Genomic DNA, 19,829 nt, shown 5'->3' with positions numbered 1-19,829 from the left:
TCTGAATTGCGCGCCCTGTCAGCGCGCAACAACAGTCGCCGTGCGCAGTGCCTTGAGCACCTCGCCGCGGGTGTCCGCCGGGTCAATCACGGCATCGATCTCCAGAAAGGAGGCCGCCTCGGTGGCCTTGCCTGATTCGTACAGGCGCGCCAGCAATTGCTCGAACAACGCCTCGCGCTCGACGGGATCGGCCATCGCCTCCAGTTCCTTGCGATAGCCGAGCTTCACCGCACCCTCCAGGCCCATGCCGCCAAACTCGCCGCTGGGCCAGGATGCGGCATAGACCGGAGCCCTGAAACTGCCACCGGTCATGGCCATGGCACCAAGACCGTAGCCCTTGCGCAGAAAAATCGCCACCAGCGGTACTGCCAGACTGGCACCGGCAAGGAACAGGGAGGACATGCGTCGCACGGCGGCCTCCTGCTCGCTGGCGGGGCCCACCATGAAACCCGGGGTGTCGGTCAGGGACAGTACCGGCAGCCCAAAGGCATTGCACAGCTGCAGGAACCGCGCGGCCTTCTCCGCTGACTCAGCGTCCACGGCGCCGCCGAGTTGCTGGCAATCGTTGGCAACCAGAGCCACCGGCATGCCCTCGAGGCGGATAAAGCCGGTGATGATGCCGCGGCCGTAAACACGGCGCAATTCGAGGAAGGAGGCGGTATCGGCAATGATCTCAATGACCTTGCGCACCGGGTAGGCCCAGCGCCGGTCCGCGGGCACCAGCTCGCGCAGGGCGGTCTGGTCACCACAGGTCCAGTCCGCGACCGGACCCTGGAAGTATCCCAGCAGCTGGCGCGCCAGCGCGGTGGCTTCCGCTTCATCTTCCGCGGCGATGTCGACCACGCCGTTCTTCAGCTGGACCTCGATGGGACCGATGGCCTTGGCCTCAACCTTGCCCAGGCCGCCACCTTCAATCATCGCCGGCCCTGCCATGCCGATCCAGGAGCTGCGGGTCGCGATCGTGAAATCGGCGCAGCCAAACAGGGCCGCATTGCCGGCGAAACAGTAACCGTTATTGACAGCGATTCGCGGTACCTTGCCGGCCAGTCGCGCCCAGTTGCGAAATGAATGCAGGTGCAGGCCGGCGATCTGGGTCAGGACATCGGTATCCCCGGGGCGCCCGCCGCCACCCTCGGTATACATGACCACCGGCAGGCGGTGCTGCTCCGCCAGCTCACAGAGGCGGTCCAGCTTGCCGTGATGGAAGAAGCCCTGGGTTCCCGCGAGTACCGAGTAATCGTTGACAATAACCGCAGCACGCGCCGCGGCACTGCCCACGTGGTCGGCGTTGATGGTGGCGGTGCCAGTGATGATGCCGTCGGCGGCAGTGCTGGACTGCAGCTCCTGATAGTCGCGGCGGCTGCGCTGGGCGGCTACCGCCAGCTGGCCGTATTCCTGAAAGCTGCCGGGATCCACCAGATCGGCCAGATTCTCCCGAGCGGTCCGGTAGCCGGTTCCGTGGCGCCGCTCCCGGGCCTCCGTCCGGCCTGCATCCAGGGTCCGCAGGAGACGCTCCCGGAGGGCCAGCAACTCCGGGCGCAGCTGATCATCCATGACGCCGCGCTCGTTTTGGCCGCCGCAGCAAGGCTCAGCCCTGCTGCTTCTGCTGCTGGCCCCTGCCGATCACCGCCTGCCGCTGGGCAGCAATATCGTCGCCAGAGACACGGGCGTTGGCATGCGTCATGACCTGTTTCTCCATCGCCAGCCCCGCACCCATGGTCATTTCCAGGCCGTCGTTGACCAGCGCCTTGTAGGCCTTCACCGTCCAGGGCACACAGCCGGCAATATCATCCGCCAATTGGCGGCAGGCAGCGGCCAGCGCATCCGGTTCCACGACCCGGCTCACCAGGCCCCAGGCGTCAGCCTGCCCGGCGCTGATGAAGTTGCCGCTGAAATGGGCTTCCCGGGCACGGCTGTGGCCAATGATGCGCGCCAGCTTCTGCGACAGCCCCCAGCCCGGGGCCAGGCCGACGCGGCAGTGGGTATCACCAAAGCTGGCATCGCTGGAGGCAATGAGAATATCTCCCATCAGCGCCAGTTCAAAGCCACCGGTGGCGGCGACACCGTTGATCCCCATAATGATGGGCCGGTCAAAGGCGCGCAGCGCGGCGTAGACATCGTTGTCCCCGTGAATAGCGAAAGCGGCGAGGCCGTCGGGATGATTGCCGAGAGCCTTCAGGTCCAGACCAGCACAGAAGGCCCGCCCCTTGCCGGTAACAATAACGGCTCGAATGTCCCGGTCATCCTGCAGCTCGCGGAAGGTATCGCACAGGTCCCGCAGCAGCGACGGCGACAGCGCATTCATCGCCGCCGGGCGGTTCAGGGTCAGCGTGGCAACGGCGCCATCGCGCTCGACCAGGAGTTCAGCTTCCGACATGCATAACCCCTCTATTTGCCCTGCCATACCGGCGCACGCTTCTCCGCGAAGGCGGTTACACCTTCGCGGGCATCGGCACTGGCGATACAGAGTGCCTGCAGCCGGGCCTCCTCGGAAATGGCGTCATCGACACCATGCTCCATGGCAAAATTGAGCGCCGCCTTGGCATGGCGCAGGGCCAGCGGCGCCTTGCCCGCCAGCTCCTGCGCCCACTGCAGCGTATCCGCCAGCAGCGACTCGGCGGGCACTACGCGATTGCACAACCCCAGTTCCAAGCAGCGTGCCGCGGGCAGTTTTTCACCGGACACGATCAGTTCATAGGCGCGCTTGCGGCCCAGGGTACGGGCAAGATGCCAGGTCGCACCGCCGTCGGGTACCAGGCTGATGGCGGCAAACGCCTGATAAATATAGGCGTTCTCAGCCATCACCGTGAGATCACAGACCATGGCGAAGGAACTGCCGACCCCGGCCGCGGCCCCGTTCACAGCGCTGATCCAGGGCTTGGGCGCGTCAGTTATTGCCATCAGTACCGGCTTGTATTCGGTGTTGAGCTGCTTTTCAACATCGAAATCGTCCCCCGCCACTTCCGTCAGATCGGCGCCGGCGCAGAACGCCCGCCCCTCACCGGCCAGCACCACGGCGCGGATACTGTCGTCTGCATTGGCTTCCTGTACTGCCTGCAACAGATCCCGGCGCAAGGCCGCATTGAAGGCGTTGAGACTGTCGGGACGGTTGAGGCTGACCAGGGCCACCTGATCATGCCGTATCACCTTTACTGTTTCATAATTGGCCATGCTTGCTCCTCGTTGGTGGCGCTGCCCGGCATCAGCCCAGGGTACCGGATTCCCGCAGCCGCTTGATCTCGCTTTCCGCGAACCCCATCGCTGCCAGCGTGGCCTCGGTATCCTCCCCGAGGCTGTGGGGGCCATGGGAAACACTCGACGGCGTGCGACTGAAACGCGGCGCGGGTGCCGGCTGCGTGACTCCGTCCACTTCAATATACGTGTTGCGAGCAACGTTGGCGTGATGGCCGGGTGCATCCATGAATGACAGCACCGGGGCAAAACAGACGTCCGTGCCCTCCATGATCTCGCACCACTCGGCCTGGGCCTTGCGCTTGAAGACCGCTGCCAGCTTGTCCGTAAGTTCCGGCCATAACGACGGGTCGTTCTGGTTGCCGAACTCTTCTTCCGGCAGCTCCGCAAGCTGCTTCAAGAGGGCGTAGAACTGCGGTTCGATCGAGCCCACAGAGATGTACTGGCCGTCGGCACACTCATAGGTGTCGTAGAAGTGGGCCGCGCCATCCAGCAGGTTGACTCCGCGCTGACTGGCATCCCAGCCGCCGATGGACTGGAAGCCGTGGAACATCCACATCAGCTGGGCGGCGCCATCCACCATGGCCACATCGATGACCTGGCCCTTGCCGGAATTCGCCGTTTCCAGCAACGCCGCCAGCACGCCGTTGACCAGCAGCATGCCGCCGCCGCCCATGTCGCCCACCAGGTTGAGTGGCGGCACCGGCTTCTCGCCGCGGCGTCCGGTGGCAAACAGCGCTCCGGTGAGCGAGATGTAGTTGATGTCGTGACCCGCAGCGTGGGCCAGGGGGCCCTCCTGGCCCCAGCCGGTCATCCGCGCGAACACGAGGCGCGGATTGCGCTGCAGGCAGACCTCCGGCCCCACGCCCAGCTTTTCACAGACACCCGGGCGATAGGGATCGATAAGCACATCCGCGTTCTCGATCATCCGCAGCAGGGTCTCTACCCCTTCGGGCTGCTTCAGGTTGAGAACCACGGACTTCTTGCCGCGGGCGCTGACATCATGCATCTTCTTCAGATCGGTGCCGTTGGCGCGCTCGATGCGGATGACCTCCGCGCCCATGTCCGCGAGTATCATCCCGCCCATGGGCGCGGGACCTATCCCGGCAAGCTCGATAACGGTGAAACCATTCAAGGGACCCATATCAAGCGCCCCTCAGCGCGGCTGCATGCGGATAGCGCCGTCGAGACGGATGCACTCGCCGTTCACATAGTCATTCTCGGCGATAAATACCGCCAGGTGCGCGATCTCCCCGGCCTTGCCCAGGCGCCGCGGATAGCAGACGCTGCTCTCCAGCGACTTGTAGGCCTCTTCCGGGATCATCTCAAACAGGGGCGTGTGGATCAGGCCGGGAACGATGGTGTTGACGCGAATACCGTAGCTCGCCAGGTCGCGGGCCATGGGCAGGGTCATGCCGACGATGCCGCCCTTGCTGGCGCTGTAGGCCAGCTGACCCACCTGGCCTTCCATCGCAGCGATGGAGGCGGTGTTGATGATCACCCCGCGACCACCATCATCGTTGATGGGCTCGTTCTTGGCCATCTGCTCGGCAGCGAAACGCGAGACGTTGAAGGTGCCCACCAGGTTCACGTTGATGATAGGCATGAACTGGTCCAGCGGAAACGGACCGTTCTTGCCCAGGGTCTTGCAGGCGCTGCCGATGCCGGCGTAGTTGTTGCAGATATGCACGGCGCCGAACTTCTCGACCACGCCGGCGACGGCTTCGCGGACCACATTTTCGTCGGCCACGTTGACGCTCCAGAAGGCGACCTTGTCTTCACCCAGCTGGCCAATGACTTCTTTGGCGTTGTCCTCGTTGAGGTCAAAGATCGCGACCCTGGCGCCCTTGGCGACATAGGCCTCCACGGTGGCGCGGCCAAGCCCGGAGGCACCGCCGGTTACGATTGCTACTTTTCCTGCGAGTTCCATGCTGTTCTCCTGGTACAGTTGATCAAAAATTGCGCGTATTGAACGGCGTATACTTGTCCGACAGGCAGTCCCGGCTGATGATGATTTTCATGACCTCGGAGCTGCCCGCATAAATGGTTGCGATCTTGGCGTCTGTACACTGGCGGCTGATCGGGTACTCATCCATGTAACCGGCACCGCCGTGCAGTTGGACCCCGAGGTCTGCGGCGGCCACCTGCAATTCGCTGGTAACCAGCTTCGCCTTGGCCGCATCCACCGCCGTCAGGGCGCCATTATTGAACGCCCGCACGCACTGGTCGACATAAATTTGTGCAATGTCCAGCTGGGTGCGCATCTCTGCCAGCTTGAACTGGGTATTCTGGAATGCCGCCAGCGGCTTGCCAAAGACCTTGCGCTCGCGAACAAATTCAGCGGTCAGATCCCAGGACAGCTGCGCTGCGGACAAATAGCCACAGGCACCGATCAGGCGCTCCTCGGCCAGGCCCTCCATCAAGTAAATGAATCCCTTGCCCGGCTCGCCCAGCACATTGGCCTTAGGCACCTTGACCTCGTTGAAGAAGAGTTCGGAGGTATCCTGGGCTTTCATCCCCATTTTCTTCAGGTTGCGGCCACGCTCGAAGCCCTGCATACCGCGCTCGACGATGAACAGCGTCATGTGGTGCGGGTTGTTGTCGGGGTCGGTCTTGGCCGCCACGATTACCACATCGGCGTTGATGCCATTGGAAATGTAGGTCTTGGAGCCGTTCAGAACCCAGTGGTCGTCAGACTCCACCGCGGTGGAGCGCATGCCCGCCAGATCGCTGCCGGCGTCCGGCTCGGTCATGGCGATACCGAGAATGGTATCACCGCTGACGCAGCCTGGCAGGAAGCGCTGGCACTGCTCCTCACTGCCAAAGCGGGTGAAGTAGGGACCAACCAGGCGACTGTGCAGGGTACTGTACCAGTCCCCTGCCCTGGCGTAGGCGGTCTCTTCGATGATGACCTGCTCAAAACGAAAGTCGGGATCGCCCATGCCACCGTACTTTTCCTCGGGCCACACCATCAGGAACCCCTGCTCGCCGGCCTTGCGGAAGGCGGAGCGATCGACAATTCCAGCCTCTCGCCAGGACTCCATATGTGGCACAATCTCCGCAGCGAGGAATTTGCGGTAGGCATCCCGGAACATGTTCTGTTCATCGGTGAAGTCGCGTTGCAGCATGTCTGTTGCCTCTGGTGGCTAAAAAATCAACATCCGCCAGTATGTTCAGCGGCGCCAGTACCAGCAATGACCTGTGCCGACAAATTAATTGACCTAAACTGACAGCGCCAGCACCCAGAGTCCTGACCATCGATGCAGAGCAGTCTTGCCGACACCATCCTCATCGCCCACTACGGTCTGGCCACGGCCATGGTCTGCGCCCAGCTGCTGGTATTGTACACCCTGAGCAACTCCACCCGGGCACCTGCGGGCCTCGGTTTCTACAGCGTGTATTTCATGACCGCGCTGCTGGCCTGGATTGCATTCACGGTTGCCGAAGTGGCCAATCTTGAGGTGGCGATCAATGTTCCCGCGGTAGCCGCCATGATCAGCAGCTATGTACTGTTGCTGGCAATCATGCAGCGCGCGGAAATGGGTCGCGGCCGCTACGCCGCGGGCATCTGCTGTACCGGAGCCTGCCTGGCGGTCTTTTTTCTCGAGCCGGCACCGATGTTGCAGGCCTACGCGGCGACTACCGCGCTGTTCTGGGGTGTACTGGCCGTAGTGTCCGGTGGCCGCGGCTGGCAGTCGCACAACGCGGGTGACAGCATCATGGCCCTCGGCGGGGTAGTCATGTGCGCAGCCATGCTGGCGCTCGCTCTGCCCTCGACGCCCTCTTTGAGCACCGCGGTTGCTCCCGCCACGGCCGCCGGACTCGCCTACGCCCTGCAGGGTGGCGCTCACGTACTTGCGGGAGTGGGCTTCCTGGCCAGCATTCTGGTCGACCAGCGACAGCAACTCGCGCAACTCACCACGCTCGACCCCCTGACCCGACTGCTCAACCGACGCGGGCTGGAAAAAGCCCTGCACGTCACTCTCGCCACTGCCGAACGACACAACCAGCCCACGGCAGCGGTAATGCTCAATGTAGACCACCTGCGGCGGCTGAACGACCACTTCGGTGCAGACGCCGGTGACAAGGTGCTGCAGCAGGTTTCCCAGTGCCTGGAAGTGGAGTGCCGCGCCAGCGATGTCCTCTCCCGCTATGACGGCGACACGTTCCTGGCAATTCTGCCCAACTCGGATCTGGCTGCAGCCCGCAAGCTCGCCGAGCGTATCCGCAGCCGGCTTGCGGACACCTCGCTGCAGGTCGACGAGCAGCCGATAACGGCCACGGTGAGCGTGGGCATTGCCGAGGCGCTGGGTGCCATGAGTCTCGACCGGCTGTGCAAGGACGCCGGACTGGCCCTGCAACTGGCCAAGCGCAGCGGACGCAACCGGGTAGCCGCCGTCGAGCACCGGTCGCTCCAGATCAGCAACAGTACGGCAGGACACTGAGTGCGCGAACTGTCGATATCGGTGTACTTCGCCCGGGCGGTACTGCGCAACGCCGTCGCCATTGGCCTGGATCCCATGCAGCTGCTGCGCAAGAACCGGATATCCCCGCGTCTGTTGCTGGAGGAGGGTGCACGCATCTCCATCGAACGCTTCGCCGATCTTCAAGTCAGCACCATGCTGGCCATGAACGACGAAGCCCTGGGCTACACCAGTCGCCGTCTGCCAATCGGCACCTGGTCGATGATGTGCCATGCGGTCATCGGCTGTGAAACCCTGGGCCAGGCCCTGAACCGCTACTGCCGTTTTTTCCAACTGTTTGAAGCAACGCCCTTCCCCGCCTTACTGGAAGAGTCCGACCTGGTGAGGCTGCGGCTGCAGCAGGACCCACAGGACCCGCCAAAGCCCTATCCGGTCGAGCTGATGCTGTTCAATGCCCATCGCTTCGGCAGCTGGCTGGTGCAGGAGCACCTGCCGCTGCAAGCGGTCAACCTGGCCTATGCACCCGCTGCACGACCAGAGGACTATCGGCACATGTTCCTTGCCAACCCTGTCCATTTCGATGCCGAATACTGTGAGCTGGTATTTTCGACGACCCTGATGGACAAGCGCATCTCCCAGACCGAACAGAGCCTGCGCCACTATCTGCGCCATCCGGTATTGATGATGCTGACCCAGGACTTCCAGCGCAACAGCTGGACCGCCCGGGTCCGCGACCAGATCCGCCACAGCCTGCACGAGATGCCGGAACTGGGCGCGGTAGCGGAGTCCCTCGATATCCACCCGCAGACCCTGCGACGACGCCTGTCCGCTGAAGGCACCACTTTCAAGGACATCAAAAACCAGCTGCGGCGCGATACTGCACTGCACTACCTGGGCAAGCAGGGACTCTCGATTGAGGACATCGCCTGCCGTGCGGGCTTTTCCGAGTCCAGCGCCTTTATTCGCGCCTTCAAGGGCTGGACCGGCGTCACCCCCTATACCTATCGCAAGGGACTCTGAACCTGCAGGGATGCCCGCGGGCAGCCACTTGACTATAGTACGGTGACGTGCCGACCATTGACGCGCAAGGAGACCGTACTGTGCGAACCCCGTTTAGAGGTTTGATTTACGCCTACGCCGCCTATCTCGCCGTTGCGTTTTTTATCGTGCTGCCGGCGCTTAATTTCCTCCCGCCCTGGCTGGCGAAAGAGCAGTGGGGGCGCACCCTCACCACCGAGCTGGTGCTCTTCAACCCGTTCACTTTGGCGCTGGAAATCCGCCAGGGGGCCCTGGCCGAGCCCGACGACAGTCGCTTCCTGGACTTCGATCGGGCCGAGGTCAATTTTTCCCTGGCCAGCCTGATCCGCTCGGGCCTGGTGTTCGATACCGTGGCTCTGGAGCAACTGTACCTGCATATGCAGCGCAATGCCGACGGCAGCCTCAATGTCAGCGACCTGCTGCCGTCGCCTCCCGGAACAGAAGAGGAAATCCCAACAGACACCGACTCCGGTGAGCTGCCAGCGCTCGCCATCGGCTCCCTGCAGCTGAGCGCGGAGCGGATCGAAGTTACCGACCAGCAACATCCCGATGGCTACAACACCTACCTGGACGGCCTGCAGCTGGCAGTCACCGACCTGTCCACCGTCACGACAGCGGGCCAACCCTATCGTCTCCAGGCCCGCGGCGAGGGTGGCGGCCAGCTGCAATGGCAGGGGGACCTGTCCCTCGCCTCCGGCAGCAGCAGAGGCAGCCTGGAGCTGGAGGACATTGACCTGCGCCCGATCTGGCGCTTCGCCGAACCGTGGCTCGCTTTCGAACTTGTCAGCAGCCGGCTCAATCTGTCCCTGCAGTACAGTGCCTCCTGGCAGGACGCTGTGGATTACTCGGTGACTGACGGCAACATCGAGATCATCAATACGCGGATCAGTCCCCTCGACAGCGAGCGCCTGCCGGATACAGGGGTGGCACTGGCATCCCTGAAGCTGGCCGCTATCAGCGTTGACGGCAGCCAGCAAACCCTCGACCTGGGGCGCGTCACAGCGGATGGTCTGAACCTGCGCGGCTGGAGCGAGGGTAATCAGGTGAGCCTGGCGGAGCTGTTTGCAATGCCCGCAACCACGGCGGATGACGACGACGAAACGGCGACGGGCTCCCCCTGGCGCCTGCACCTGGGCCTGTTCGAATTGCGCAACAGCGAAGCGGCCTGGCGCAGCGAGTTCACCGAGCCAGGCCTGCTCACGATCCGGCCGCTGACCGCGGAGCTGCGCGATCTGCACTGGCCTGCCCGGGGCACCAGCGACCTCACCCTGGCCCTGCAGATCAACCAGCTCGCCAGCCTGGAAGCTGCGGGCAGCGTGGATCCCGGTACGGGCAGCGCGGAGCTCGACTTTGCCCTGGAGGGACTGCCGCTGGCCTGGTTCGGCCCCAACCTGCCGTCGCTCCTGCGCGCCGAAATCAGCAGCGGCGCAGCGCGGAGCGCTGGCCGCCTCACGCTGGCCGATTTTCAGCCCGAGACCGTGACAGTAGATGGCGCCGTGACCGACTTTGCCATGGTCCTGCACGGCGCCGAGGACGCTCTGACGCGCTGGGACAACCTGCACTGGGAGGGCCTGGCTGTGGCCATGCCGGAACGCAGCATCACTCTGGCAGAGCTGCATCTGGAGGGCTACCAGGGGCGCCTGCACATCCAGGAGGATGGCAGCATCAACATTCAGCGCCTGCTGGAACAGCAAGCAGACGCCGAAATGGGCACCTCTTCCGAGTCCGAGTCCGAGTCCGAGTCCGAGTCCGAGTCCGAGTCCGAGTCCGAGTCCGAAGCCGGATCCGGGGAGCAGGCTCAGTGGCAGTTCAGCGCTCCGGCAATCTTTGTTGCCGACAGTGCCATTGACTTCCAGGACCAATCACTGCCAATCCAGTTCCGCACCGTCATTGGCGATCTCGATGGCAGCATTACCAACCTGAGCAGTGACCCCGCAGAAGCGCTGCAGGTGGACCTGCGCGGCTCGGTTGACGGTTACGCACCGGTCACCTTGACCGGCACCGCCAGCCCCCTGCGGTCGCCACCGGCCCTGGATCTGGACCTGAACTTTCGCGGTCTCGATATGGCCCGTCTGACGCCCTATTCCGGAACCTATGCCGGCTATGCGATTGAGCGCGGCACCCTCAATGCCCAACTGGGTTACAGCCTGCAAAACAACCGCCTGCAGGGGGACAACCGGATCGTGATCAACCAGCTCAAGCTGGGCGACCGGGTAGCCAGCGACAAGGCCCTCGACCTGCCACTGCGCCTGGGGATTGCCCTGTTGACCGACAGCAACGGCGTCATCGACCTCGCGGTCCCGGTCAGCGGGGATGTAAACAACCCGCAGTTCAGTCTCGGCAGCGTCATCGCCGGCGCCTTCGTGAACCTGCTCAGCAAGGCAATCACCGCACCCTTCAGCTTTCTTGCCAGTCTGGTGGGCAGCAGCGAGGACCTGCGTACCGTTGATTTTCCTGCCGGCGGCAGTGACCTGGACAGTCACGGCCAAGGCAAGCTGCGCGATCTGGCCACCGCCATGCAACAGCGACCGGGGCTGAGCCTGGTTATCACCGGCCTGATCGACCCGGAGACAGACCGGACGAGCCTGCAGGAGCAGTTGCTGCGGGCGGCGCTGCTGCAACAGGGGCTCAGCGCGGAGGACATCAGCGAGCGCAGCGAGGCCTGGCAGACGGTAATCGCCGAGCGCTACGCCCAGCTGGACACGACTGCGTCGCAGGATCCGGAGCAGTCGGCGCCGTCCCTGTTGCAACAGGCGCGGATCCTGCGCGACCAGTGGCCAGTGCCGGACAGCGCGCTGCTGGCGCTGGCCAGCGATCGCGCTGCCAGCAGCAAGCGCTTCCTGGTCAATGAGGGGGCAGTCGACCCCGAGCGGGTGGTTCTGGCAGCACCGGAGCTGGAGGCCGAAGCCAATACTTTCAGCGGCGTGGAGCTGTCCGTGGATACCTGAGGTGTCGTCTCACAGGGCGGGGAGCAAGGGCGCGTCGCAGTAGCGACACAGGTAGCGAGCCCGCCCCTCCAGCATGCGCCTGTGGCGCACAGTGGATACCTCGTGGTCGCGACAGGCGCAGCGATAGGCGTGGCGCTGCTGGCGCCGGACCGGAACCCCCGCCAAATCCAGCTTGAAGGTCACCTCCGGGGGCAGGCCGAAACCCCGCATGACCCGCTGCCACTCCGGTCCGTGTGGTCGCACCCGGCGCCGGTAATGCTGACAGTACACCGCGTAATGCGCCACTTCATGGGGCACAGTCACGTGAAGGTTGTCGTCAAAATGCTTGGCGAAGATCCAGGGATTGAAGCGAATCCAGCATTCCCTGCCCCGGGCGCGAAACATGCCCGCGGTGGCACCGCGAAGATCAAACAGCACCGGCACCGGTGCCAGGGGCAAGTCCAGCAGCTGCCCCGCACGCTCAATCCAGGCCGCGGTGGCTGCCACCACCTGCTGCCGCTGCTGCGCGCCAATGGGCAGCACCCTGGGCGGATGTTCCGAGGCAATGAATGTCGTCATGGACGCAAAGTGTAACCGGATCCGGGCGCCGGGTTAATGGGCCCGCTCCCGGCACAGCTGCAGCCAGTGCCTGAGACCTGCAGTATGGTACTTGTGGCGGTGCAGAACGATGTTGAGTTGGCGGCTGAAATCCCGGCCGGGCACCCGCAGGGGCATCAGGGAGCCGCGGGCGAACGCCTCCACCAGACTGATCCTGGACAGGCAGCCCACGCCCAGGCCCGCTTCCACTGCCCGCTTGATCGCCTCGGTGTGCTGCAGCTCCAGCACTATCCGCAGCTCCGGCAACAGGCCGTGCATGGCGCGCTCGAAGGTCTGGCGGGTGCCCGAACCCGGCTCCCGCACAATCCATTCCAGCTGCAGCAGGTCCCGATCGCTCAGCGCGCGGCGCCGGGCCAGCGGATGACCGGGGGCGGCAAAAACGACCAGCTCGTCCGCCTGCCAGTGTTGACTGTGCAGATCAGGGTGCACGAACTCGCCCTCGACCAGGCCGATATCGAGCTCGAAATTCGCCACCCCCTCGGCGATCGCCGCGGTATTGGCCACCGTCAGGGCGATGTCGGCACCTGGATAGCGCTGGCGGAAGTCTGCAATCATGGGCACTGCCAGGTAATTGCCGATGGTCAATGTAGCGCCCACCTGCAGGCGGCCGCTGACCTCATCCCCGGTCAGCGACTGTTCGAAGGTCCGGGCCCGGGCCTGCAGATCCTCTGCCGCCGGGCGCAACTGGCGGCCGAGTTCGCTCAGGCGCAGGCGCTTGCCAATGCGATCGAACAGCTGCACGTCAAACTGCTGTTCCAGTTCACGCAGCGCCCCGCTGGCGGCTGACTGGGACATCGCCAGGCTGTCCGCTGCGCGACTGACGTTCTCATGGTGCGCGGTGGCAAGAAAGACCTCCAGTTGTCGCAGCGTGTAGCGCAAGACCGAGCCCTATATTGATTTAATCGATATATTATATTCATAAAAACTGTTTTATCAATATAGGGGAAAGCTCTATGCTCTGACACTTGGCTATCAACCGCACATGAGGACCACGACATGGCAACGCTGCTGCGCGAACAGGTGACCGAGGTCCACCACTGGACCGATCGTCTCTTCAGTTTCAAGACCACCCGCAACCCGGGCTTCCGCTTCGAGAACGGCCACTTCACCATGATCGGGCTGGAACGGGAGGGCAAGCCCCTGCTGCGGGCCTACAGCATGGCCAGCGCCAACTACGAAGACCAGCTGGAGTTTTTCAGCATCAAGGTCGCCGATGGCCCGCTCACCTCCCGATTGCAGAATATCCGCGTCGGCGACGAACTGCTGGTCAACAGCAAGGCCACCGGAACCCTGGTCGCTGACAACCTGCTGCCGGGAAAAAACCTCTATCTGCTGGGCACGGGCACCGGGCTGGCGCCCTTCCTCAGCATCATCAAGGACCCGGCAATCTACGAGCGTTTCGACAGGATCATTCTCGCCCACGGCTGCCGCCATGCCAGCGAACTGGCTTACCAGGACAGCATTACCCGGGAACTGCCTGCACACGAATACCTCGGCGAGGACATCCGGCAGAAACTGCGCTACTACCCCACGGTAACCCGTGAGGCCTTCCGCAACACAGGGCGCCTGACAGACCTGCTCGCCAGCGGCAAAATGGCGACGGACCTGGGTCTCGAGGCCATCGACCCGGAGCGGGACCGCTTCATGATTTGCGGCAGCCCGAGCATGCTCAAGGACATGACCCGACTGCTGAACGAGCGCGGCTTCAACGAGTCCCGCCACGGCACAGCGGCCCACTACGTGATCGAGCGGGCCTTCGTCGAGAGCTGATCAGAGCGCGTCGGCTACCTGCAGGGACTCCCGCAGCTCACGCTTGAGGAATTTGCCATTGGCGTTGCGCGGCAGAGGCTCGGGCATGAGCCAGAGATAGCGCGGCACCTTGTAGGGCGCCAGCAAGCCGGCGCAGTGGGCGCGCAGGTGCGCGGGATCAGCGCTGGCACCGGGTCGCAGGTGGACGGCAGCACCCACCTCTTCCCCGAGGCGGTGATCCGCCACCGCAAACACCACACATTCGGCCACATCCTCGTGGGCAAACAGGGCATTCTCCACTTCCGCGCAGTAGATGTTCTCGCCCCCCCGCAGCACCATGTCCTTGGCCCGGTCCACCAGGAAGATGAAGCCCTCCTCGTCGATGCAGGCAATATCGCCGGTGTGCAGCCAGCCATCGGTAATCGACTCTGCGGTCGCGTCGGGGCGGTTCAGGTAGCCCTTGATCACCGGCGCGCCCCGCACCCAGAGCTCGCCTATCGCGTTGGCGCCGAGATCCTCTCCGCTGGCGCCGACGCACTTGGCTTCAAAGGTCGGCATGGCGGGACCGACGCTGGCGGGCTTGTCGACAAAGAACTCGGCGGAAACCGCGGCGATAATGCCGCTGGTTTCGGTCATGCCATAACCGGTGTTGGGGCGCGCGGACTTCGAGCGCTGCTGAATTTTCTCCACCAGATCCGGCTGCAGCGCAGCGCCACCCCCCCCGAGCACGGTCAGGGAGGAAGTGTCGCGACGGGCAAAATCCGGGTGCATGAGAATTTCCCGCGCCATCATCGGCACCCCGTTGAAGGTGGTAATGCGCTCTTCCTCGATCAGTCGCAGCGCCTCGGCCGGATCCCACTTGTACATGTGCACCAGTTTGCCTCCCGCCACCGTCGTGGCGTGGGCAACGCAGTTGTTGGCGGTGACGTGAAACAGGGGCGTTGCCACCAGGGAGTTGGGCGCCGGCGTCGAACCGGGTGCAGGTGGCGCCTCACCCCGGGCCAGGGCCATGGCCACGGGCTGCACCGTATTGATGAAACCGACATTGAGGATATTGGCGACGCAGCCGCGGTGGGTCAGGCGCGCGCCCTTGGGACGACCGGTGGTACCGGACGTGTAGAAAATGCAGGCGTCGTCATTGGGGTCGATGCTGACGCTCGGCAGCGCCGGTTCCGCATTGATCAACTCCATCCAGTCGGCAGCCCAGTCCGGGGCCTCGTCCTGCAGGCGCACCGCCACAACCCTGAGTGCAGGAAACCTGTCGCGCACCGCTTCGAACCGTTGCAGGCGCTCGCGGTCGCAGATCAGCACGACCGGCGCCGCGTCTTCCAGCGCAAACTCCATCTCGTGGGCGACCCACCAGGCATTCATGCCCACTACCACCGCGCCCATGGAGGTAACGGCCCAGTAGGCCAGCATCCACTCGGGATAGTTGCGCATGGCAATGGCGACGCGGTCCCCGGGCTTGACCCCCTCCGTGTGCAACCAGTGGGCAATACTGGCGGTAAAGGTCTGGGCCTGGGCATAGCTGCAGCGCTCGCCGGCAAAGACGAGGTAATCCTTGTCACCGTGCCCGGCCGTACTCAGCCAGATCTCGCGCAGGGAGGGTGGCGCATGCTTGTAGCTGCGAATCGGCACGCCGCCGACATCAATGGTCTCTACCTCAAAAAACTGCCCGGAGGCGGTCAGTTGCTGCCATGCCTGCTGCAAGTGTTCGTACACGACTTGACCTCTGTTAGACTTGTGGATTCGCGGAGGCGGCAGCATACCCCGAGCCGGCGGTCCGCTCAACGCCGCCGGCGCCATGAACCCTGCGGTCAATTTTTTTGTCGCGGCACGTCATTGTCTGCCTGCCAACCGGGCGCCAGACTGGTTCGTTAACCTTTTTCTGACAACAAGGATTTGCATGAGCGCGCAGCAAATGGATACAGAGCGGCTTGCCGCCTACCTGGCAGAATACATCCCAGGAATCGACAAGGAACTCACGGCGGAAAAGTTTCCCGGCGGCCAGTCCAACCCCACCTACAAACTCAGCGCCAACGGCCAGTCCTATGTCCTGCGCCGCAAGCCACCGGGCGAACTGCTGCCCTCCGCACACGCGGTAGACCGCGAATTCCGGGTCATTTCCGCCCTGCAGGACACCGACGTACCGGTGCCCCGCACCTATGTGCTCTGCGAGGACGAGGCGGTCATCGGCTCCATGTTCTATGTGATGGAATACATGGATGGCCGCATTCTCTGGGACCCGGTACTGCCCGAGGCCGCCGACAATGCCGAGCGCAGTGCCATTTACGATTCCATGAACCAGACCCTGGCGGCGCTGCACAACGTCAACGTCGAAGCCGTGGGACTTGCGGACTACGGCAAGCCGGGCAACTACTTCGAGCGCCAGCTGGGCCGCTGGACCAAGCAGTACCGGGCTTCGGAGACCGAAACGGTGGCGAACATGGAAACCCTGCTCAAGTGGCTGCCGGCCAACATGCCCGAGGACGACGGCACTGTCAGCCTGGTGCACGGGGACTATCGCCTGGACAACATGATGTTTCACGCCACCGAGCCGCGGGTCATCGCCCTGCTGGACTGGGAGCTCTCCACCCTGGGTCACCCGCTGGCGGACCTGGCCAACCAGTGCATGGCCTGGATGCTGCCACGGGACAGCAGCATGAAGGGTCTCGCCGGTGTCGACCGCGCATCACTGGGCATCCCCAGTGACGAGGAATATATCGCCCGCTACTGCGAGCGCACAGGGCGCGACGGTATCGACAACTGGAACTTCTACCTGGTGTTCTCCCTGTTCCGGCTGGCGGCCATTGTCCAGGGTATCAAGAAGCGGGCGCAGATCGGCACCGCTTCCAGCGCCGAGGCAGACGCCCGCGGCAATCTTGTCGAGCCCCTGTCACGGCTGGCGGTACAGCTGATCGAGTGAAGCCCGGCGCCGCGGCGCGCTGCTGTCATCCAGCGGCGGGCCGGGTGCGTATATTTGCTTCGTGAACACAGACCCTGACAACGATTCCGCAGACACCCTCTACTACGATGGTCGCTGCCCGCTGTGCACTACAGAAATGGCGCGCCTGGGGAAACTCTGCGACGCAGGCCTGCAACTGCGCGACATCCACGCGCTGAACCCAGACCCATCACTTCCGGACCGGGAAACGCTCCTGCGCAACCTGCATCTGCGCACCGCTGACGGGCGCCTGCTGACAGGGATCGATGCCAACGTGGCCGCGTGGCAGCACACCCGCCTGGGGTCCCTGTGGCGCTGGCTGCGCTGGCCCCTGATCCGCCCCATTGCCGATGCTGCCTACCGCCTGTGGGCCGAACGCCGCTACCGGCGCCTCTACCCGTAACACGGAATCCGAACATGCTCTTCCGCAGCAAGGACATCGCCGCCCTGGAATCGCGCTACCGCGCCGCCCTGATCAATTCCCTCAGCGGCTTCAAGCCCGCCAATCTCATCGGCACCGCGGATCGTCAGGGTCAAACCAACCTGGCCATCATCAGCTCAGTCGTGCATCTCGGCTCACAGCCGCCGCTGTTGGCGCTGATCATCCGCCCCAGCCCGGTGGAACGGCACACGCTGGACAACATTCTCGACACCGGTTGCTACACCATCAACCATGTCAGCGACCAGTTTATCGAGGCCGCGCACCAGACTGCTGCCCGCTACCCACGGGAACAGTCGGAGTTTGCGGCCACCGGCCTTGGGGAGCTCTGGGTAGAGGATTTTGCTGCGCCTTTTGTCCGCGAAGCCTCAATCCGCATGGGACTGAAACTGCGTGAGCACCAGCAGCTGGAGATCAATGATACCCATTTCCTGATCGGGGAGATCGCGCTGGCCGAGGTGCCTGACGATTGCCTGGGCGATGACGGCTCGGTGGATATCTGCACCGCGGGCACCGTCGCCCTCAGTGGACTGGACAGCTACTACAATACCCGCCGTCTGCGGCGCATGGCCTACGCCAAGCCCGATCTGCCGCCAACGCCTGTCGACTGATCCGGCACCATGGCGGCGCGATCAGGCCGCAGCCCAGTCCCCGCCACCGTCGCTCTTTTTGCTACCGCCCCGTGACCCGGGAGGCGCTACCTTCTTGCGACTGGCCTTGGCCCGGCGCCGGGGTTTTGCCGTTGCATCGACAACGCCAACCAGGTCCCGCTGTGACTCGCGGTCCGCGCGGGTGGGCGGCGGCCGACGCCGGGACGCCCGCGGCCGGCGGTACTCCTCGGAGTTGGGCCTGAGATCCCCGTACTCGAAGCGGTGCAGGATCTCCTCCATGGTGCGGCTGATCTTGGTACAGATGCGGATAGTCTCGATGTTGGGAAAGGCCGAGTGCGCCCCGCCATGCATCAATTCCACCAGTTCCTTCTCGGAGAGGTGGGACAGGATCTTCGCCGGGTTGTACCAGCGGAAACTGGGAACGATATTGATGTCGCCGCTGTACTCCTGGTCCAGCAGCGAATGAATGCCGTTCATCAGCAGATTGAAGCGGGGCCAGTTATCGCCTTTCTTCTGCACCATGCCACGGTAGAAATTCAGCACTTCGCGGCCAATGCCGACACCCAGGCTGCCCAGTGCCGCGGTCAAGCCACTGGTTTTGCGATTGCCACGCAGAAACGGGGTGGCGATGGGATTGACCATGCTGACGATGTAGTGATTGGTGCTGTACAGGCGCGACAGCCGCTTGGCTGGCAGATCGTCGGCAATGGAGCCGTCCACCCACTTGCGGGTAGGCAGGTAGGGCTGGGCTTCACCGTGGGCATTTTTCGCCATCAGCATCACCGGCGGGAATACGCCGGGGACAGCACAGGACGCCATCACCGCAGAGCGCACATAGACATTGGGCGAGGTAATGGCATTCAGCAACCTGGAGCGCTGGTGCGTCTCCGCCGGCGCCACGGTAATGCTGATCTGGCGCCCGGTCTTCTCGTAGGCCTCCTGGAATGTCATCTCCGGCACCAGGCGGGCGATGATTTTCTCCAGGTCGTGTACGTCGATCTGGGGATTGCGGCCAAAAAACATCCGTGAAAAAACGCTCGCCTCGCGCTCGGCCTCAAAGTGCACATTGTCGGGGTCGAAAAAGTGCTCCAATTCGGCATCACTATGGGTCCCCACGACGCCTGCCACCAGCGAGCCGGCGCTGGAGCCGGAAATCACCCGTGGCAGCAGGCCCTGCTCCAGCAGCGCCTTGACCACACCCAGGTGATAGAACCCGAGTACACCGCCGCCACTCAACATCAGCGCCGAGCGACCGAAACAGATGTTCGCGCGGTAGAAAAAGTCCAGCTTCTGTTGCAGCGTGACGTCATCACTCTTCAATTCCGCCAGGAAACGGAGCGAGTCATCCACCTCGTCGATGTACTGCTCTATGAGGTGCTTGGTGCCAAACTTGGCGCGCTGGTAGAGAGTGCTGCGCCCCATGCCGCCCATGTTGCCGTGAATGCCCTCGTTGAGGGTAAACAGCAGGCCCTGGTAGTCATGGCGCGAACGCAGGCTGCGCAGCCGGTCCAGGCGCAGGCGGATCTGGCTGTAGTCGTACTGCCGGGTCTGGTCGACTTCGCGCCAGCGCCGCATGCCGGACAGCTCATCGTGCTGCAGCGCCGCCTCGCACCATTCAGCGTAAGAATTGCAGGCGGCCATTTGCCGTTCCAGCTGGGCTAGTTTGCGGGATGTTCTCACGGGCTGACCTCTCTGCCACTTGACCTACAGCTAGCATACTGCAAACCCAAGGCCGGGCACAGGTTGAATCAGGCCACAGCGACACCGGGCGGTAGTGGCTCCGAGTTGGTCATTGTTACATTTTCAATCGGTGCAGGCGCCGCCCAAAGTCCCTAGAATACGATACCGACGGCGACCCACACGCCACCGTCGGCAACCAAAAAAAGA

Annotated in this window: 17 protein-coding genes; 7 read left to right on the top strand and 10 right to left on the bottom strand. The window is 63.6% G+C overall.

What is annotated here, in order from left to right; all coding sequences use genetic code 11:
• Positions 1-18 precede the first annotated feature (18 nt).
• The 6 genes from RLO07_RS14940 to RLO07_RS14915 are packed head-to-tail and all read right to left on the bottom strand — an operon-like array spanning position 19 to position 6,320.
• Positions 19-1,554 (bottom strand): acyl-CoA carboxylase subunit beta, encoded by a 1,536-nt coding sequence (locus RLO07_RS14940; protein WP_462292940.1) that lies wholly within the window; start codon positions 1,552-1,554, stop codon positions 19-21.
• A gap of 34 nt (positions 1,555-1,588) precedes the next feature.
• Positions 1,589-2,377, bottom strand: coding sequence for an enoyl-CoA hydratase (locus RLO07_RS14935; protein ID WP_462292939.1), 789 nt, complete (start codon positions 2,375-2,377; stop codon positions 1,589-1,591).
• Between the two features lie 11 nt (positions 2,378-2,388).
• Complete coding sequence (locus tag RLO07_RS14930; RefSeq protein WP_462292938.1) at positions 2,389-3,171, bottom strand: enoyl-CoA hydratase/isomerase family protein; 783 nt, start codon at positions 3,169-3,171, stop codon at positions 2,389-2,391.
• A gap of 31 nt (positions 3,172-3,202) precedes the next feature.
• Complete coding sequence (locus RLO07_RS14925) at positions 3,203-4,336, bottom strand: CaiB/BaiF CoA transferase family protein (RefSeq protein WP_462292937.1); 1,134 nt, start codon at positions 4,334-4,336, stop codon at positions 3,203-3,205.
• Positions 4,337-4,348: 12 nt separating this feature from the next.
• Complete coding sequence (locus RLO07_RS14920; RefSeq protein WP_462292936.1) at positions 4,349-5,122, bottom strand: SDR family NAD(P)-dependent oxidoreductase; 774 nt, start codon at positions 5,120-5,122, stop codon at positions 4,349-4,351.
• A gap of 22 nt (positions 5,123-5,144) precedes the next feature.
• The gene (locus tag RLO07_RS14915) at positions 5,145-6,320 is read right to left on the bottom strand and encodes an acyl-CoA dehydrogenase family protein (protein ID WP_462292935.1); all 1,176 of its coding nucleotides are present in this window, start codon (positions 6,318-6,320) and stop codon (positions 5,145-5,147) included.
• 132 nt (positions 6,321-6,452) lie between these two features.
• Between RLO07_RS14915 and RLO07_RS14910 the strand changes: the two genes are divergently transcribed.
• From RLO07_RS14910 to RLO07_RS14900, 3 genes are all read left to right on the top strand, one after another.
• Complete coding sequence (locus RLO07_RS14910) at positions 6,453-7,637, top strand: GGDEF domain-containing protein (RefSeq protein WP_462292934.1); 1,185 nt, start codon at positions 6,453-6,455, stop codon at positions 7,635-7,637.
• On the top strand, positions 7,638-8,636 hold the full coding sequence (locus tag RLO07_RS14905; protein ID WP_462292933.1) for an AraC family transcriptional regulator: 999 nt from the start codon (positions 7,638-7,640) through the stop codon (positions 8,634-8,636).
• An 80-nt stretch (positions 8,637-8,716) separates the two neighbouring features.
• Positions 8,717-11,602 (top strand): DUF748 domain-containing protein, encoded by a 2,886-nt coding sequence (locus tag RLO07_RS14900; protein ID WP_462292932.1) that lies wholly within the window; start codon positions 8,717-8,719, stop codon positions 11,600-11,602.
• A gap of 9 nt (positions 11,603-11,611) precedes the next feature.
• On the opposite strand, the gene RLO07_RS14895 is transcribed toward RLO07_RS14900, so the two are convergent.
• Positions 11,612-12,160: a SprT family zinc-dependent metalloprotease gene (locus RLO07_RS14895; RefSeq protein WP_462292931.1), complete on the bottom strand. Its 549-nt coding sequence runs from the start codon at positions 12,158-12,160 to the stop codon at positions 11,612-11,614.
• 33 nt (positions 12,161-12,193) lie between these two features.
• Positions 12,194-13,078 (bottom strand): LysR substrate-binding domain-containing protein, encoded by an 885-nt coding sequence (locus tag RLO07_RS14890; RefSeq protein ID WP_462292930.1) that lies wholly within the window; start codon positions 13,076-13,078, stop codon positions 12,194-12,196.
• 117 nt (positions 13,079-13,195) lie between these two features.
• Here RLO07_RS14890 and RLO07_RS14885 point away from each other — a divergent pair, with 117 nt between their 5' ends.
• On the top strand, positions 13,196-13,969 hold the full coding sequence (locus RLO07_RS14885; RefSeq protein WP_462292929.1) for a ferredoxin--NADP reductase: 774 nt from the start codon (positions 13,196-13,198) through the stop codon (positions 13,967-13,969).
• On the opposite strand, the gene RLO07_RS14880 is transcribed toward RLO07_RS14885, so the two are convergent.
• Positions 13,970-15,670, bottom strand: coding sequence for a class I adenylate-forming enzyme family protein (locus RLO07_RS14880; RefSeq protein WP_462292928.1), 1,701 nt, complete (start codon positions 15,668-15,670; stop codon positions 13,970-13,972).
• Positions 15,671-15,854: 184 nt separating this feature from the next.
• Here RLO07_RS14880 and RLO07_RS14875 point away from each other — a divergent pair, with 184 nt between their 5' ends.
• From RLO07_RS14875 to RLO07_RS14865, 3 genes are all read left to right on the top strand, one after another.
• Positions 15,855-16,874, top strand: a complete 1,020-nt coding sequence (locus tag RLO07_RS14875) for a phosphotransferase family protein (protein WP_462292927.1) — start codon at positions 15,855-15,857, stop codon at positions 16,872-16,874.
• 61 nt (positions 16,875-16,935) lie between these two features.
• On the top strand, positions 16,936-17,295 hold the full coding sequence (locus tag RLO07_RS14870) for a thiol-disulfide oxidoreductase DCC family protein (protein ID WP_462292926.1): 360 nt from the start codon (positions 16,936-16,938) through the stop codon (positions 17,293-17,295).
• Between the two features lie 14 nt (positions 17,296-17,309).
• On the top strand, positions 17,310-17,942 hold the full coding sequence (locus RLO07_RS14865) for a flavin reductase family protein (protein ID WP_462292925.1): 633 nt from the start codon (positions 17,310-17,312) through the stop codon (positions 17,940-17,942).
• Positions 17,943-17,963: 21 nt separating this feature from the next.
• Here RLO07_RS14865 and RLO07_RS14860 read toward each other — a convergent pair whose 3' ends face one another.
• Positions 17,964-19,622 carry a DUF3336 domain-containing protein gene (locus RLO07_RS14860; protein ID WP_462292924.1) on the bottom strand — a complete coding sequence of 553 codons (1,659 nt, stop codon included), beginning with the start codon at positions 19,620-19,622 and terminating at the stop codon, positions 17,964-17,966.
• Positions 19,623-19,829: the final 207 nt, after the last annotated feature.

The organism is Haliea sp. (genome assembly GCF_040221975.1).
In the GTDB taxonomy this organism is placed as follows: domain Bacteria; phylum Pseudomonadota; class Gammaproteobacteria; order Pseudomonadales; family Halieaceae; genus Haliea.
This window is presented reverse-complemented; position numbering and strand designations above follow the sequence as displayed.